This is a genomic window from Pseudomonas sp. R1-1 (genome assembly GCF_051132135.1).
GTDB lineage: Bacteria > Pseudomonadota > Gammaproteobacteria > Pseudomonadales > Pseudomonadaceae > Aquipseudomonas.
This window is the reverse complement of record NZ_CP071663.1, coordinates 2,930,562-2,947,181: the sequence shown is the minus strand read 5'-3', so window position 1 is coordinate 2,947,181 and position 16,620 is coordinate 2,930,562. Positions and strand designations below refer to the sequence as shown.

The 16,620-nt window shown below is 60.4% G+C and carries 15 protein-coding genes; 3 read left to right on the top strand and 12 right to left on the bottom strand.

Annotation, left to right across the window (positions count from 1 at the left end; genetic code table 11):
• Window positions 1-6: 6 nt before the first annotated feature.
• From J3P75_RS13350 to J3P75_RS13340, 3 genes are read right to left on the bottom strand one after another with little or no spacing between them, the layout of a single operon-like run.
• Entirely contained in the window at window positions 7-1,926 is a 1,920-nt protein-coding gene (locus tag J3P75_RS13350) for a PAS domain S-box protein (RefSeq protein ID WP_434711050.1), read from the bottom strand.
• A gap of 41 nt (window positions 1,927-1,967) precedes the next feature.
• Entirely contained in the window at window positions 1,968-4,250 is a 2,283-nt protein-coding gene (locus J3P75_RS13345) for an ATP-dependent DNA helicase (protein ID WP_434711048.1), read from the bottom strand.
• A complete protein-coding gene (locus J3P75_RS13340) occupies window positions 4,247-5,899 on the bottom strand; it encodes a VRR-NUC domain-containing protein (RefSeq protein ID WP_434711286.1) in 1,653 nt (550 codons plus the stop codon). Before J3P75_RS13340 ends, J3P75_RS13345 begins: the two co-directional genes overlap by 4 nt.
• A 193-nt stretch (window positions 5,900-6,092) precedes the next feature.
• On the opposite strand from J3P75_RS13340, the gene J3P75_RS13335 reads away from it, so the two are divergent.
• Window positions 6,093-6,317, top strand: coding sequence for a YgdI/YgdR family lipoprotein (locus J3P75_RS13335; RefSeq protein WP_434711046.1), 225 nt, complete (start codon window positions 6,093-6,095; stop codon window positions 6,315-6,317).
• 46 nt (window positions 6,318-6,363) lie between these two features.
• Here the strand turns inward: J3P75_RS13335 and J3P75_RS13330 are convergent, their stop codons facing one another.
• The gene (locus tag J3P75_RS13330) at window positions 6,364-6,738 is read right to left on the bottom strand and encodes a hypothetical protein (RefSeq protein WP_434711044.1); all 375 of its coding nucleotides are present in this window, start codon (window positions 6,736-6,738) and stop codon (window positions 6,364-6,366) included.
• Between the two features lie 361 nt (window positions 6,739-7,099).
• Between J3P75_RS13330 and J3P75_RS13325 the strand changes: the two genes are divergently transcribed.
• The gene (locus tag J3P75_RS13325; RefSeq protein WP_394502193.1) at window positions 7,100-7,879 is read left to right on the top strand and encodes a TSUP family transporter; all 780 of its coding nucleotides are present in this window, start codon (window positions 7,100-7,102) and stop codon (window positions 7,877-7,879) included.
• Here the strand turns inward: J3P75_RS13325 and nudC are convergent.
• From nudC to J3P75_RS13305, 4 genes are all read right to left on the bottom strand, one after another.
• Window positions 7,847-8,677 (bottom strand): NAD(+) diphosphatase, encoded by an 831-nt coding sequence (nudC, locus tag J3P75_RS13320; RefSeq protein ID WP_434598069.1) that lies wholly within the window; start codon window positions 8,675-8,677, stop codon window positions 7,847-7,849. The two genes, J3P75_RS13325 and nudC, sit on opposite strands and share 33 nt — an antisense overlap.
• A 6-nt stretch (window positions 8,678-8,683) precedes the next feature.
• Complete coding sequence (locus tag J3P75_RS13315; protein WP_434711042.1) at window positions 8,684-9,496, bottom strand: crotonase/enoyl-CoA hydratase family protein; 813 nt, start codon at window positions 9,494-9,496, stop codon at window positions 8,684-8,686.
• A gap of 232 nt (window positions 9,497-9,728) precedes the next feature.
• Window positions 9,729-10,874, bottom strand: coding sequence for a PQQ-dependent sugar dehydrogenase (locus tag J3P75_RS13310; protein ID WP_434711041.1), 1,146 nt, complete (start codon window positions 10,872-10,874; stop codon window positions 9,729-9,731).
• Window positions 10,875-10,925: 51 nt separating this feature from the next.
• Entirely contained in the window at window positions 10,926-11,246 is a 321-nt protein-coding gene (locus J3P75_RS13305; RefSeq protein ID WP_434711039.1) for a hypothetical protein, read from the bottom strand.
• Window positions 11,247-11,435: 189 nt separating this feature from the next.
• On the opposite strand from J3P75_RS13305, the gene J3P75_RS13300 reads away from it, so the two are divergent.
• Window positions 11,436-12,296 (top strand): Ku protein, encoded by an 861-nt coding sequence (locus tag J3P75_RS13300; protein ID WP_434598061.1) that lies wholly within the window; start codon window positions 11,436-11,438, stop codon window positions 12,294-12,296.
• A gap of 977 nt (window positions 12,297-13,273) precedes the next feature.
• Here the strand turns inward: J3P75_RS13300 and lpxO are convergent.
• The 4 genes from lpxO to J3P75_RS13280 form a co-directional block, all read right to left on the bottom strand.
• Window positions 13,274-14,173, bottom strand: a complete 900-nt coding sequence (gene lpxO / locus J3P75_RS13295) for a lipid A hydroxylase LpxO (protein WP_434711037.1) — start codon at window positions 14,171-14,173, stop codon at window positions 13,274-13,276.
• A 285-nt stretch (window positions 14,174-14,458) separates the two neighbouring features.
• Window positions 14,459-15,634, bottom strand: a complete 1,176-nt coding sequence (locus tag J3P75_RS13290) for a hypothetical protein (protein WP_434711035.1) — start codon at window positions 15,632-15,634, stop codon at window positions 14,459-14,461.
• A gap of 11 nt (window positions 15,635-15,645) precedes the next feature.
• Window positions 15,646-16,071, bottom strand: coding sequence for an HPF/RaiA family ribosome-associated protein (locus tag J3P75_RS13285; RefSeq protein ID WP_090283609.1), 426 nt, complete (start codon window positions 16,069-16,071; stop codon window positions 15,646-15,648).
• Window positions 16,072-16,106: 35 nt separating this feature from the next.
• Window positions 16,107-16,568, bottom strand: coding sequence for a hypothetical protein (locus J3P75_RS13280; protein ID WP_434711406.1), 462 nt, complete (start codon window positions 16,566-16,568; stop codon window positions 16,107-16,109).
• Window positions 16,569-16,620 lie beyond the last annotated feature (52 nt).

Below are 16,620 nucleotides of genomic sequence, written 5' to 3'. Positions count from 1 at the left end.
AGTGCCTCACTTCATCGATTGCGCAATGATCGCCACCAGTCCCATCTGCGTGAATGGCTTGGGCAAGCGCGGCAGTTCGGCGGCGAAGCCTTCCAGGCGTTCGGCGTAACCGGTGGCGAGGATGATCGGCAGGTCTGGTTTGAGCATACGCACGGCGTGCGCCAGTTGCGCGCCGCTCATTTTCGGCATGGCCATGTCGGTGATCATCAGGTCGATGACTTCGCCCTGATCGAACAGGCGCAACGCTTGTTCACCGGAAGTGGCACCTAGGACGCGATGACCGAGGTCCTCGAGCAGCAGGCTGGTGCTGGTCATTACCAGCGAGTCGTCATCGACCACCAGCACGCTGAGGCGTGGCACCGAAACCGGCGCGATCGAGGAAAACTCTGGCTTGCTGACGACGCCCTCGAGCGCCACCGGAATCCACAGTTCAGCCGTGGTGCCCTGGCCCTTTTCGCTTTTGAGGATGAAGCGGCCACCCAGCTGTTCAATAAACCCGTGGACCATCGACAAGCCCAGCCCAGTGCCCTTGCCCAGCCCCTTGGTGGTGAAAAACGGGTCGCGGGCCGACGCCAGCGTTTGCGCGTCCATGCCCTCCCCGGTGTCGATCAGACTCAGGCACACGTAGTGCCCGGCCGGCAACTGCGAATCACCCAGCTCGAGCACCACTTGCGGCTCTGCGGTGATGGTTACCGTGCCGCCGTCGGGCATGGCGTCGCGGGCATTGGTCGCCAGATTGAGCAAGGCCAGTTCGAGCTGATTGTTGTCGGCCAGCACTGGCTGCAGATCGTCGGGAAAGCGCGTCTCGATGCGGATGCCCGGCCCCAGCGAGCTGCGCAGCAAACCGGTGATGCCCTGCACCAACTGGGCGATGTCGACTGATTCGGTCTTGAGTTCCTGGCGGCGCGCGAACGCCAGCATGCGCTGGGTCAGCGACACACCGCGCAAGGCACCCTGGGTGGCGTTTTCCAGCAGACGGCTGATTTTCGGGTCGGCGCCCATGCGCTTTTGCACGATCTCCAGATTGCCGAGGATCACCGTCAGCAGGTTATTGAAGTCATGGGCAATGCCGCCGCTGAGTTGACCGATGGCCTGCATCTTCTGCGCCTGAAACAGCGCTTCACGGGTTTTTTCCAGTGCCTGGCGGGATTGATGGGCTTCGGTGATATCGCGGGTGATCTTGGCAAAACCGAGCAGAATGCCGGTATCGCCGCGAATCGCATCGACCACCACATGCGCCAGAAAGCGTGTGCCGTCCTTGCGCATGCGCCAGCTCTTGTTTTCGAAGCGGCCCTCGCGGGTGGCGATTTCCAGCGAGCGTTGCGGCTCGCCGAGTTCGCGGTCCTCGGGGGTGTAGAAGATCGAGAAATGCTGCCCAATGATTTCTTCTGGCAGATAGCCCTTGATCCGCTGCGCGCCCTGGTTCCAGTTACTGACCCGGCCTTCGGGGCTGAGCATGTAGATGGCGTAATCGGTAACGCCCTGCACTAGCAGACGAAACTGCTGTTCGCTTTGCTTGAGGGTTTCCTCGGCCATCTTGCGGTCGGTGAGGTCACGGGTGATCTTGGCGAAACCGAGCAAGCGGCCATCCGGGTCGATGATCGGGTCGATCACCACGTGCGACCAGAAATTGGTGCCGTCCTTGCGCACCCGCCAGCCCTCGCCTTCGAAGCGACCTTCGTTGATCGCGGTATTCAATGCGCGTTGCGGCAAACCGGCGGCGCGGTCTTCAGCGGTGTAGAAGCGTGAAAAGTGTTCGCCGAGGATTTCCGCTTCTTCATAGCCCTTGAAGCGCTTGGCCCCGGAGTTCCAGCTGGTGATGATGCCGTCCGGGTCGATCATGTAGATCGCGTAATCGATGACCGAATCGATCAGCAGGCGAAAACGCATGTTCTCGATCACAGCGTCTTTAGTGTTTTCGCTCATCATGCTCACCGGCCGTAGTCATGAGCGAAATTATGCGGCAATTAGCCGATTTGGGAAGCCGTGGTTTCATGATTGATCGCCCACCAGCGCGGCAATAGTTGCTTGATCCGGCTTTCGGCAAAGCGGTCGTCGATCAATATGACCACTCCGCGGTCCTCGCGTGTACGTATGACCCGGCCAGCGGCCTGCACGACTTTTTGCAGGCCGGGGTACAAATAGGTGTAGTCATAACCGGCACCGAAAATTGCCGCCATCCGCCGTTTCAGCTGTTCATTGATCGGATTGAGCTGGGCCAGCCCGAGTGTGGCGATGAACGCCCCGATCAGGCGCGCGCCGGGCAGATCGATGCCCTCGCCGAACGCACCGCCGAGCACAGCGAAGCCGATGCCCTGGCTGTCTGCGGTGAACTGGTCGAGAAACGCCTGTCGCGCGCCTTCGACCATGCCCCGCGACTGTTGCCAAAGAGTGATCTGCGGATAACGCTCGGCCATCAGCGCCGCGACTTGTTGCAGATAGTCGAAGCTGCTGAAGAACGCCAGATAATTGCCCGGGCGCTCGCCGAACTGGCGCGCGATCAGTTCGACGATCGGTTCCAGCGACGCCTGGCGATGGTTGAACCGGGTGGAGATGCGGCTGATGATCTGCACATCCAGCTGTTCGGCCTGGAACGGCGATTCGACGTCAATCCACACGGTAGTGGCCGGTGTGCCGAGCAGATCGGCGTAATAATTACGCGGGCTGAGCGTGGCGGAAAACAGCACACTGCTGCGTGCCGCCGTCAGCCGTGGGCCAATGAACGCCGCCGGCACGACGTTGCGCAGACACAGCTGCGACAGCGGTTTTTTGCGCTCGAGGTCGCGTTTGCTGATATCGAACAGGTAATTCGCGTCGTACAGCTCGGCCACGCGGGCGAATTGCAGCAGGTCGAAATAGAAGTTCTGCAAGCCACTGTCGAGGCCTTGCGGGTGTTCGTTGAGGTAGTCGCCGATGGCGGCACAACACAGCGAGATCGCCTGCAGAAGTTTTTCCGGCGCCTTGTCATACGCCTGATACGCCAAAATTTGCGGCGCATGCAGCGCGTTCCACTCCCGGTTGAGGCGTTGCAGGCTGTTCTTCAGCGGCGCGGGGGCGGTTTTGCGCACCGTTCCCAGCACAAACTGATCAAGGCTGGCGCTGTACATCTGCCGGCCGCGCTCGACGAGGTTGTGCGCCTCGTCGGCGAGCACCGCAACTCGCCATTGGTTGAGCTGAGCGAGGCCGAACAGCAGCGCGCTGAAGTCGAAGTAATAGTTGTAGTCGGCGACCACCACGTCGGCCCAGCGCGCCATTTCCTGGCTCAGGTAATAAGGACAGACCGCATGTTGCGCGGCGACCTCGCGCATCGCCGCCTGATCAAGCAAACGAATCCGGCTGGCAGCTTGGCGCGCGGCGGGCAGGCGATCGTAAAAGCCTTGGGCCAGCGGACAGGAGTCGCCATGGCAGGCTTTGTCCGGGTGTTCGCAGGCCTTGTCGCGAGCGACCATTTCCAAAACCCGCAAGGGCAACGTCGGCGACTGTTTGAACAACACCTGGCTGGCATCCAGCGCCAGTTTGCGTCCCGGCGTCTTGGCAGTGAGGAAGAACACCTTGTCCAGTTGCTGCGGCGCCAGCGCCTTGAGCATCGGGAACAGCGTGCCGAGGGTCTTGCCGATGCCGGTCGGCGCCTGCGCCATCAGGCAGCGACCGGTGCTGACCGCTTTGAACACTGATTCGGCCAGATGCCGTTGGCCGGGGCGAAAGTCCGCATGGGGAAATGCCAGTTGCTGCGCCGCCAGGTTACGCGCGTCGCGATGGGTCATTTCCTGCTCGGCCCATAGCAGGAACAACGCGCATTGCTGCTCGAAAAAGCCTTTGAGGGTTTCGGCGCTGAACGACTCGACCAGACAGGTTTCCTTCTCGCTGACGATGTCGAAGTAAACCAGCGCCAGATTGATCTGCTGCAAGTCGAGTTTGCAGCACATCAACCAGCCGTAGATCTTCGCCTGCGCCCAATGCAACTGGCGGTGATTGGCCGGCTGTTTGCTCAGGTCGCCGCGGTAGGTTTTGACTTCTTCCAGGCAGTTGTCCGTAGGGTCGTAGCCGTCCGCCCTGCCCTTGACCTTCAACTGGCGGAACTCGCCTTCGAGCGCCACCTCGCTCTGGTATTGCTCGCTGCGCCGCGAGGCCACGGTGCGATGCCCGGCAATGCCTTCCAGCGCGGTGGGCGACGGGGTGAACCGCAGGTCGAGGTCACCGCTTTTGGCAGTGAATTCGCACAATGCGCGCACGGCGATGCTGTAGCTCAAGCGCTCTGCTCCGCCCATTGCACGTAACACACGGCTACCGGCATCTGGTGTTCGTGGCAGAACTCCAGCCAGCGCAACTGGTTGTCCTGCAAGCGATCACCGGGGCCTTTGACTTCGATCATTCGGTAGGTCTTGCGCTGCGGCCAGAACTGGATCAGATCAGGCATGCCGGCGCGATTGGCCTTGATGTCGAGCAGCAAGCGGTTGAACCAGTGTTTCAGATGTTCAGCCGGCAGGCAGGCCAGCGCCTGCTCCAGCAGTTGCTCGTTCAAAGCGCCCCAGAATACGAACGGCGACTGAATGCCCCACTTGACAATGAAGCGTTCGCGGATGGTTGCAGCGTAGCGGCCGTCGTCGAGCTCGCTCAGGCACGCCTGAAACAGCTCGGTGCGGCGTTGCTGGAAGTCTTCGTTGAGCAAATCCACGGGCCCGCGCTGGAACGGGTGAAAGAACGCACCGGGCAACGGCGCGAAAATCGCCGGCCAGCACAGCAGCCCGAACAGCGAATTGATCAGGCTGTTTTCCACGTAATGCACCGGGCCGTCGTCATCGTGCAAATGCGCCTGCACGTAGTATTCGACGGACAATGTCGGATCGACTCGCGGTAAATGCAGATCCAGACGCTCGACCGCTCTTGCCGCTGCGCGTTTAAGTGGCGGCCCACCGAGTTTGCGCCGCAAGCGCGGCACGATCCGCTGCAAACCCTGTTGCTCGGCGGCGCTTTCCGGGGCCTGCTGCGCGAGGGTCGCCAGCTCCAGTCCCAGCGGATATTCGCCACTGCGCTCCAGCACGCGGATCATGCGCAAACGTGCGCCTGGGTAGGCGCAATCGCGGTAAATACTCAGGGCCAGGGCGAATTCGCTGATGCGCTCGCAATACTGGCCGATCTGAAACAACACCTTGCCGCGCCGCCGTTGCAGCCATGGGTTGTCGAAGTGCAGCGCGCTGACCTGAGCGACGATGTCCTCAAGCGCCTCTCCGGCTTCGAAGCGCAATTGACACTGGTGCAGGAACAGGCAGGCATCAACGTCGTCACGGCTGCGCAGGCCGCGTGAGTCGGCGCAGAATTCGACCTTTTCGTAGGTAAAGATGCCGAGGTCGGCGAGGACGAATTCCGACCAGTCCTGGTACAGATTGCCGAAGAACATCAGGCGCAAGCGGTCGCACAGGTCCATGAGGGTCAGGCTGAACAGACGGTCGCCCAGTTGCGGCGCCCAGGCGCGCAGGCTGCGCGGTTCGCTGAACTGTTCGGCCAGCTGCGGTAACCAGTCATCCTTGCGCCCCTTGGGCTGCTCGATGGCGGCGCCGAACGCTTGCAACAGCTCGGCCTTGAGCAGCACATCGAACAACTCGGCGAGCGTCAGCGGCGTGTGTTCCTTGATCCAGCCATGATCCAGCAATGGCTGAGCCGCTTCAGCGATGTCGCCGATTTCCAGGTAATTGAGTTTGCCCGCGCGAAAATGCACGCCCTTGCGCATGACCATCCGCACCAGCAAGCCCTGTGCGGGGCGCGGCAAGGACTTGAAGTCGCGAATAAAGGCATGCTCACGATCGCTCATCACGTCGGCATAACGAAGTTCAAGCCAATCAAGCACTTGGCGGAAGTTGTTAAGGTAATAGAACGGGTCGTCGAGAGGGTTGGCAGTCACGGAATTCAGGGCCATGGCGAAGCGGATACTGGTTATGCGTACAGATATCAGCTCTGCCCCGCCCGGCGCAAACGGAAAATGATCAATGGCATTTTTTTACCGGGCCCATCGAACTTTTCCGCTGCGGATGGCACCAACCGCGTTAGAAGCCGACAATGCTCGGCAGCACATGAATGAGGCACATGAGGTGGGTATGAAATTCAAGACACTGGGCATTCCTTTGGCCATCGCTGCAGCCCTGGTCCTGGGCGGTTGCTCGACCGCAACCGTCGTGACTTTGCAGAACGGCACCCAGTATCTGACCAAGGACATGCCGAAGACCAAAACCGACGATGGCTTCTATGAGTTCGAAGACATCTCCGGGGCGAAAGTGAAGGTTCGTGCAGACGAAGTCGCCACCGTTCGCGAAGAAGACTGAAGGGCTGCAAGCGGAGCTGCCGCACGAGGCAGCTCCGACGGCGCAATTACCGGGGCTGGCTCATGCCCGGAATGCTGTTGTCGCAACTGACATAGGTGCCGCCACGCCGGGCGAGTTCCTCCTGCAGGCGCCGGCAACGCGCCAGGTCCTGCTGCTCCATGCGATCGATGATCGGGTTGCCGGTGGTTTGCGAGACCACCCCGTCGCCCAGGCGAAACGTTACGTAGGGTTGTTCGGGCTGGATCTGAAAACGGCTTTTTGCTTCGACGGGTTCAATGACCTTGACGTCTGCCGCGCTCGGCAATTGCTCGGTAGTCACGCCGTAACGGCTGAGAATCGAACTGTGAGGCAGATCGGCCCACGCACTGGCCGATCCCAGCGCCACTGTGACAATACCGATATACCCCTTGAAACCTTTCACGTTTGAAACTCCTTGTGAATGTGATGATGCGCCCCCCTGTGGGAGCGAGCCTGCTCGCGAAGAGACGGCCCAGCCAGCGATAACCTTGAGTAGAACGAGTGAACAGGTAATGGCTTTAGGCCGCTTTTCTGATGATGCAGGGTTTTGAGTCAGGGAATGGCTGCTGAGTCACTTTTGAGACCGGGTTGTCTGCAATCGCCAGCAGGCTGGCTCCCACGGGGATCTCTGTTCAACGAGAAACCTATGTGGGGCCAGCCTGCTGGCGATGGCGCTGCAACTGTCGCCGCAACACCTGGAAATGAGTAACATGTCCGGCCTCCCCGCAGCCCACGTTCTGCGCCTTGCCGAATAAGCCGATTCCATGCCCTTCGAACTCAGCGTTGACCTCACCACCCTGGCCATTTTGGCCGCTGTTGCCTTCCTTGCCGGTTTCATCGATGCCATCGCTGGCGGCGGCGGTTTGCTGACCACGCCCGCCCTGCTCACCGCGGGTCTGCCGCCGCATCTGGTGCTGGGCACCAACAAACTGAGTTCGACCTTCGGTTCGGCGACCGCCAGTTTCACCTTCTATAAGCGCAAACTGTTCCATCCGCGCCAATGGACCCACGCGATCGTCGGCACGCTGGTCGGTGCGCTGACCGGTGCCGTCGTCGCGCATTACCTGCCCGCCGAGTGGCTGAACAAGATGCTGCCGGTGATCGTCTTTGCCTGCGGGCTCTATCTGTTGTTTGGGGGCACGCCGAAAGCGCCGCTGGACAGCAACGCGCCGATCAAGAAGAAATGGCAATCGACCCAAGGCTTCAGCCTCGGTTTCTATGATGGCGTGGCCGGCCCCGGCACCGGTGCGTTCTGGACCGTGAGCAGCCTGCTGCTGTACCCGATCGATCTGGTCAAGGCCAGCGGCGTGGCGCGCAGCATGAACTTCGTCAGCAACATTGCCGCGCTGTCGGTGTTCATCTTTTCCGGTCAGGTCGACTGGGTCATCGGCCTGTGCATGGGCCTGTCGGTGATGGTCGGCGCGTTTTTTGGCGCGCGCACCGCGATCAGCGGCGGCGCCAAATTCATTCGCCCGGTATTCATTACCGTGGTGCTGGGCCTGACCGTACGTCTAGCCTGGCAACACTGGTTCAGCGTGGCCTAAGCGCCGCGCCACATAAACGTCGATCAGATAACGGGCAATCGATTTCGACGCCGGCAGCGGCGGCAAATCGTGCACATTGAACCACTGGGCGTCTTCGATCTCGTCTTCCTGACAGACAATCTCGCCGCCGGCGTACTCGGCATGGAAGCCGAGCATCATCGAATGCGGGAACGGCCAGCACTGGCTGCCCATGTACTGAATGTTTTTGACCTCGATCTGCACTTCTTCGCGCACTTCGCGAATCAGGCATTCTTCGGCCGACTCGCCCGGCTCGGCGAACCCGGCCAGCGTGCTGTAGACGCCCGTGACGAAACGCGGCGAACGTGCCAGCAGAACTTCATCGCCCCGCGTGATCAGCACGATCATGCTCGGCGAGATCCGCGGGTAACTGCGCAGGTCGCAGGGCTGGCAATACATCGCCCGCTCGCGCGGCACCTGCGTCATCGGCTGGCCGCAATTGCCGCAGAAACGATGCTCGCGAGCCCAGGTGCCGATCTGCGCAGCGTAACCGAGGACTTTGTAGATTGTGTGGTCGCCTTCGAGCATGAACGCGCGCAGGCCTTTCCAGCTGCAACCCGGCACCTCGCTGGCACTGCGCAACTCGAGCAGATACACCGGCTCGCCATCGAGATGGCCAATGCCATGCTCGGCGAGGATCGACAGGTCCTGGCGCTTGAGCCATTCGCGGGGGAACAGAGCGCCGTTGTCATCGAACAGAAAGCCTTCCGGGCTGCGTGCCACGGCCATGCCGCCGGGTTGATCGGTGTCGAGTACTGCAGTGGTCCAGCGAGCTGTCATGGTTTCTCAGTCCAGAAATTCGGGTTTCTGTTTGCTCATATGGGCGGCCATGGCCACGCGCAAGTCCGTGGATTGCAGCATGGCGGCGTTCCAGGTGGCAACGTATTCGAGGCCGTCGTCGATGCGATGGTCGCGCATGTAGCTGATCATTTCCTTGGTGCCGGTGACCGCGATCGGCGATTTCGCGGCTATATCGCGAGCGATGTCGAACACACCTTCGAGCAGTGCGTCCTTGTCGCTGTAAACGCGATTGACCAGGCCGATGTTGCGCGCCTCGTCAGCGCCAAAGGTGCGACCGGTGTAAGCCAGTTCACGCAGCATGCCGTCGCCGATGATCCGTGGCAACCGTTGCAAAGTGCCAACATCGGCGGCCATGCCAATATCGATTTCCTTGATCGAGAACTGCGCGTCCTCGGCGGCGTAGCGCATGTCGCAGGCAGAAATCAGGTCGATCGCACCGCCCAGGCAATAGCCCTGAACCGCGGCCAGCACCGGTTTGCGGCAATTGTCGACGGCGTTGAAAGACGCTTGCAGGGCGAGAATCTTACGCCGCAGCAGCCGCGCATTGCGCCCGACGTCCTTGCCCAGCTCATTGGCAACCCCGGCCAGCATCATCAGGTCGATGCCCGAGGAGAAATGTTTGCCGTTGCCGCTGAGCACCACCGCGCGCACTTCGTCGGTGTCATCGATCCACTGGAAAATATCGATGATCTCGCTCCAGAACGCGGCGTTCATCGCGTTGATCTTTTCCGGGCGATTGATCTGCACATGGGCGATTTTATCGGCCAGTTCGACGCTGAAGGCGGAGTATTGAAACATGGCAGTGATCCTTTACCGGGCGGGAAATGAGGCCCGAACTATAACAAGGCATCACGGCGGCGGTTCGGCCAAATGCGGGACTGTCCTGAGTTTTGCTTTGCCCCGGGCGGCCTCTTCGCGAGCAGGCTCGCTCCCACATTTGAAATGTACTTCCCCTTGTGGGAGCGAGCCTGCTCGCGAAGGCGCCCGGCCAGTCAATAAACATTCCTCAGAATTCAGGGCAATGGTCGTCTTACTTCAGGCCGACTCTGTACAGCGAGCCCTTATCCTCATCGGTCAGCACATACAGATAACCATCCGGCCCCTGGCGCACATCACGGATGCGCTGATTCAGTTCGCCCAGCAGACGCTCCTCGTGCACGACCTTGTCGCCGTCGAACTGCAAACGGATCAGCTCTTGCGTCACCAGCGCACCGATAAAGGCATTGTGCTGCCATGCTTTGAAGCGGTCGCCATCGTAGAACGTCATGCCGGTGACGCCCGGCGATTTTTCCCAGACATGGTGCGGGGCCACCGTGCCTTCGGCAGTTTTGCCCTGCGCTTCCGGAATCGGTTGCATCGAGTAATTGATACCGTGGGTTGCCAGCGGCCAGCCGTAATTCTTGCCGCGCTCGATGATGTTCACCTCGTCGCCACCGCGCGGGCCGTGTTCGTTTTCCCACAGTGTGCCGGTCCATGGGTTGAGCGCAGCACCCTGCGGATTGCGCAGGCCATAGGCCCAGATCTCCGGGCGGACACCAGACTGGCCGACGAAGGGGTTATCGTCCGGCACCTTGCCGTCCGGGTACAGACGCACGACCTTGCCTTGCAGCTTGTCGAGGTCCTGAGCGGTCGGCCGGTCGTTGTTCTCGCCCAAGGTGATGAACAGATAACCGTCACGGTCGAACACCAGCCGCGAGCCGAAATGATTACCGACCGAGAGCTTCGGCTCCTGACGGAAGATCACCTTGAAATCCTTGAGCGTCTTCAAGTCATCGGACAGCTGCCCGCGCCCGACCGCTGTCCCGGCCTTGTTGCCGGCGCCACCGCCTTCGGCATAGGACAGGTACACCAGGCGATCCTGCTTGAAGTCCGGCGACAGCACTACGTCCAGCAAACCGCCCTGCCCCTTGGCCCAGACCTGCGGCACGCCGGAGATCGGCGCCGACAGCTTGCCGTCGCTGCCGACCACACGCAGATTACCCGGCCGCTCGGTCACCAGCATGCCCTGGCGATCCGGCAGAAACGCCAGCGCCCACGGATGTTCCAGCCCTGCGGCGACGGTGGTGACTTCGAGGGTGCCCTGCTCGCTTTGCAGCTCTTTGGGCGCAGCAGCGAAGGCCGGCGCGCTGATCAGCGCACCGGCGCACAGTGTGGCTAAAAGGGTTTTACGCAACATGCACGATTCCTTTTGTTCGTTTCAGGGGCCGGCAGAGTACGGTTCTGCCGCTCAACGGTGGCTGTCTCCGCTGCGCGGAGGCGGGTTGGGGATGAAAGTCGGCGGGTGACTCGGCACCGAGCGAATCGGTTGGCCGTTGCCGATGCCACGGTTCTCGACGGTGGGCTGACGCGGCGTCGGAACGGTGTTCGGACCGCGGATGGGCGGTGTGCTCGGCTGGGTGCCTTGCATGCTGTTGGGATTGGCCCGGCGAATCGGGCTGTTGTACGGGTTATTGCTGTTGCCGGTCGGGCTTTGCGCCAGTAACAGGTCAGCATGGACCATACCGCCGCTGAGCAGCAGAGCGAAGATGGCAAGCATGATGCGCTTCATGACGCAGCCTCTCGATGAGCAAGGAATAGAGCCTTCGAGTCCACGCTACGCTGCGGGTTCGGATTTGTTAACCCACACGCCTTAAACAACATGTAACACGACTTGACCAAGTGACGCCCGGCCCACGCATTCCGGGGAAACTTTCCGCCCGGCGCGCAGGTCATCCGATCATCACTCGGAGAACTGGCTATGGCTCGAGCAATCTGGAAAGGCGCGATCAGTTTCGGACTGGTTCACATCCCTGTCGCGCTGGTCTCGGCAACCTCGTCGCAGGGCGTGGACTTCGATTGGCTCGACAGCCGCAGCATGGAGCCGGTGGGCTATAAACGGGTAAACAAGGTCACCGGCAAGGAAGTCACCAAGGAAAACATAGTCAAAGGCGTGGCCTATGAAAAAGGCCGTTATGTAGTGCTCAGCGAGGAAGAAATCCGCTCGGCGCACCCGGTGTCGACCCAGACCATCGACATCTTCTCCTTCGTCGACGCCGAACAGATTCCCCTGCAAAACATCGACACCCCCTATTACCTGGCCCCCGACAAGCGCGGCGGCAAGGTCTACGCCCTGCTGCGCGAGACCCTGAGCAAAACCAACAAAGTCGCCCTCTCCCGCGTGGTCTTGCACACACGGCAGTACCTCGCCGCGCTGATGCCGGTGGAAGATGCGTTGGTGCTGGTAAAACTGCGCTGGCCACAGGAAGTACGCAGCCTCGATGAACTAGCACTGGGCAGCGACGTGACCAAACCACAGTTGGCCAAGGGCGAACTGGACATGGCCAAACGCCTGGTGGAAGACATGAGCGGCGACTGGAGCCCCGACGATTACAAGGACGAGTTCGAAGACAAGATCATGGCGCTGGTCGAGAAGAAAGCCCATGAAGGCAAGATCGAAGACGTTGAAACAGTGGGCGGCGAGGAAGAACGTAAAACCGCTGACGTTATCGATCTGACCGAACTGCTCAAACGCAGCCTCGGCGGCAAGGCCCCGACCAAGTCCAAAGCAAAACCGGCGGCCAAGGCACCGGCGAAGCGGACGAAGAAGGCGTCTGGGTGAGCAATAGCCAGCGAGTCGGGAACAGTGTTGTCAGGGCTGGCCTCTTCGCGAGCGGGCTCGCTCCCACAGGGAAGCGGTGACATCCGTCAGAGAATGGTCGGCTGTCAGGCCGCCATCGCTTGCAGGCAAGCTCCCACCGGGACTGAGTACAACCACTAGGCCGAGTGTCAGCTCGCCTGCTTTTGATCCTGGCCACCGCCGGTGTTGAAGGCTGAAGGCTGAAGGCTGAAGGCTGAAGGCTGAAAATCAAAAGCCCCTCACCCTAGCCCTCTCCCGGAGGGAAAGGGGACTGACCGGGGTGGATGCGAGAGATACGCCGACGTGAAATACCGAGTCGAATGCAAGTTCCAAAACCAACCAAAATCGGCTCCCTCTCCCTCGGGAGAGGGGACTGACCGCAGTGGATGTGAGAAATGCGCGAACCTGAAATACCGAGTCGGACGCAAGTTCCAAAACCAACCAAAATCGGCCCCCTCTCCCTCGGGAGAGGGCTGGGGTGAGGGGCGAATCCACCGAAGATCTCAAGCCATGCGGCGCTTCTCACCACTCAACAATGAGCGCCAGCTCGAGTGCTTCTGATCTTGCTTTTGACTCACCGGCGACGTCGGAAGGCTGAGTGGAGGGATCGATCCGGGGGGGGGAGCGCAGCGACCGTCTGGCGTAGCCAGACACAGCGGACGTAGGTGCAGCGAAGCAAACCGTAGCCGCTGCGCCCGGATCGATCCCGGAGCGAAGGGACCCGAGCTTGCGAGGGCCGAACGTAGGAGCAAGCGTTTTTTGCTTACTTTTTTTGGCGTTTGAAAAAAAGTGAGTCGCCGTCAGGCGAAACCATAAGCAGCCGTTACCGCAGCAACGGATATGCCCCCAAACCAAAAAACTCAGCGCCTGCTAGCAAGCTATCGCCAGCAGGCTGGCTCCCACAGAGATTGTGTACGCACAACGAATCCTCTGCGAAAGCCAGCAAGCCACAAAGACAATCAGATCAAAATAAAGATCACCAAAAGCCCAGCAAAGATCGCCCACTTCTCCAGGTAATAACGCGTACGGTTACGCTTCTTCAGCTCCTTGCCCCGCAACCGAATCTTGTAGATCCGCGCAAACAAACGGTTAATGCCACCCGTGCGATCCCCCGCATCATTCGGCGCACCCGCCGCCGACATCACCGTACGACTGAACCAGCTATTGAACGCCGCCGCCCAGCGATACTTCATCGGCCGCTCAATGTCACAAAACAGAATGATGCGATTCTTGTCAGTGGTGTTTTCCGCGAAATGAATAAATGTCTCGTCGAACATCACCGCCTCGCCATCGCGCCAGTGATAGCTCTCACCGTCAACGTTGATGTAGCAACCGGCATCGTTCGGCGTATCCAGGCCCAAGTGATAGCGGTAGGAACCGGCATACGGATCGCGATGACGCACCAGCTTCGAACCCGGTGGCAGTTCGGCAAACATCGCCGCCTTGATCGAGCCAATGCTCTGCACCAGTTCGGTAGTGCGCGGGCAGAGTTTCATCGCCGAAGGATGGCTCTCGCCGTACCACTTCAGATAGAAACGCTTCCAGCCGCTTTTGAAGAACGAGTTGAAACCGACATCGTCATACTGGTTCGAGCGCTTGATCTCACCGGCACGCAACAGATTCTGACCTTCTTCGCGAATCTCCTCCCAGTGCGCCTGCAACGGGCTCAGGTCGGGAAACTCGCTCGGGTCGAGATAAGGCTGGTTCGGCTTTTTCGAAAACAGATAGAGGAAGCAATTGATCGGCGCGAGAAACGTCGAGTGGTCGCTCAGTTGTCGACCAAGCTTGTGCCGCACACGCCCGCGCAGGTGAACGTAGGCAATCGAAACGACATAGATAGCAGCAATGATGAGTTTCACGGAAATCGTCACACGTCAGAAGTGAACAAACTGCGCGCCGGGTGGCCGAAGGCCCTGCGTCTTGTGCAGCGGTCTGAATACAAAGTGGCACGTCCTTGAGCCCACGCCGTGTTCCGGCGTCGGTGAAAGGTGGCATTTTAGCCACAGTTTGTAACCGACTGTGAACCTTCATCTGTGAAAAACTGTCACGCACGGCGCAACGCACCGTTAACGCCGGGCATCGCGCCTTCATTGAAAACTACGAGATGGCGCCAGCAGTCCATCGCCGACGCCCGGGTTGACTGATCAATAACGATAAACCGCCGCCGCCCCGGTTTCGGTCGGCATCGAACGCTCCGGCGGTACGACCACCACTTCACCGCCCTGACGGATGACCGCCAGAATCAGCTCGTCGAGGACATCCTCCGAATGAATCTTACGGGTATCCGCCGCTTCACGATTCAGTGCATTCGCCGCAATCGTACCGGCCACTTCGCGCTCAGCCTCTACCAGCAACAGCGCCACCCTGCCCTCTGCCGCGGCGTTGGCAATTTCCGGCAAATGTCGTCCCACTGCCCCCTGACCGAGCGCCACGCCGAAGCGATCGAAGGCTTTGTCCAGCGCATCGTCATGCCGCTTGCGCAACACACTGGCGCAAGCGTCCGCCAGTTGCGCTGGCTGTAGCGTCGCCGAGTCGCGTTCGATGCCGTCCGGCAACAGCAACGGGTTGTGGCTCACCGCGCGGAACACCGCCTGGTTCTCCGGGAGCGCGACGAGCACCAGCGGCAGGTTGCATGGGCGCGAGCAATGTTCAGTAACGGCTTTGTCGACTGCGCGGAAAAACCGCTCGCGGTCGAGGTTGATTTCGTCCTGCTTACCGCCGCCGCCCGACTCATGCATCATCGGGTCACCGCGTTCGCCGCCGCCGCTGAATCCGTCCGGGTGGCCCTGTTGATCGCGCGGGGTCAGCTCATCGCCAAGTGCGTCAACCTGACGAGTCGGCACCGCCGCCGGCAGTTCGACCTTTTCCATATGCTGCGCCGTTCCCTGGTACATCTGCACGCTGTCCCGCGACAGGCAAAGCACCTGACACCGATCGGTGACCGGCGCCAGGCGCAGCAACGGCTTGAGGTACGGGTGGCTGTTGACGATCACTGTTTCGCGAACCGTCTGATGCAGCCCGACAACGATGAAATGCTCTTCGCCAGCGAACACTGCAATGGACGCCGGGCAGTTGTTCCAGAACGTCTGATCGTCCAGCAACTGGTAAAACGGCGCGAGCACGATGTCCCTGGGAGCCTCTGGCGCGTGTTGATCAAGCAAATCCTCGAGCTGTCTGACCAGATTCTTGAAACGGATCGGATCTTGCGAACGCTGCGGAAACGTTCGATGAGCCGGCATGTACAGGCTGAGATTGAGCCGATCGCTCAGCGCCAGCAAGGTGTTCAGTGTCTCGTGAGTAAACGGTTGAATCCGGGCCATGACGACACTCCTTACTCTTTCTCCAGGTCAGCTTGTTTGGCGAGAAACTCGTCTTCGAGCATGGCGTCGATTTCCGCTGGGGAATCCTCGCGGACCGGCGGCGCGGTCAGGCGTCCGGTCGATTCGACGCGCGGTGACAAGCGCCCCACCAGATGCTCCAGCGCATGGGCGATCTTTTTCGCCGCGCCGGCGACGGCCAGTTCCAGACTCTCGGCATGGTGGCTGGCCGACAGCGAACTGTGCCCTTTGGGGTGCGCTTCGATCTGGCAGCGCTTGTCTTGCGCGCCGGCCTTCTGCGCATTGACGTCGCCGACATGAATCTCGAGCCGGGTCAGAAACGAGGTATAGCGGTCCAGCTCGTCGACCACCGTGCTGCCCACCCATTCCTGCAGTTCGGCGCTGCCTTCGATATGGTTGCTGTCTACTTGTACTTGCATGATGAAATACTCCGTGCGCTGGGCTTGAGTGGCAATCAGCAGCTTCCCGGCGGGATGCCGTCCTTGTTGAAGTCTTTCAAGCGCTCGCGCTCCTGCTCGGTGGAATGCGCTGGCGCGGTGTCGTTCGGTTGGTTGTTCGGTTCGTCGGGTTGATCGTTCTTTTCTTCAGTCATGATGACGCTCCCATGGGTAGCTGCCGCGTGCGGCGGTTGCTCAAGCTGTCGCTTTTCGTGCCCTCTCGGGAACTGCAGCAACGAGGTTTTCAGGCAATCGCGCTGTTCGCGCGCAAGGCTCTCGAGGGTGAATTCCCGGGCTTGATCGGCAGCGTTCTTCAGTAGTTGCCAGTCGTCCCGAGTGATCCATTCGTGCAGCAGCAATTCGTCGGCACGCTGGATCAACGTGTGGTGATAATCCTCGGGAAAATCCAGCCGATAAGCGTCGTCCTCCAGCAACAGACGCCACGCTTTCAGTTCCATTTCAAGATCGGTCTCACTCACGATGGTGTCCTTCTCGGGTCGGTGGTTTACCTCGCCAGGCAAGGTAAACCAC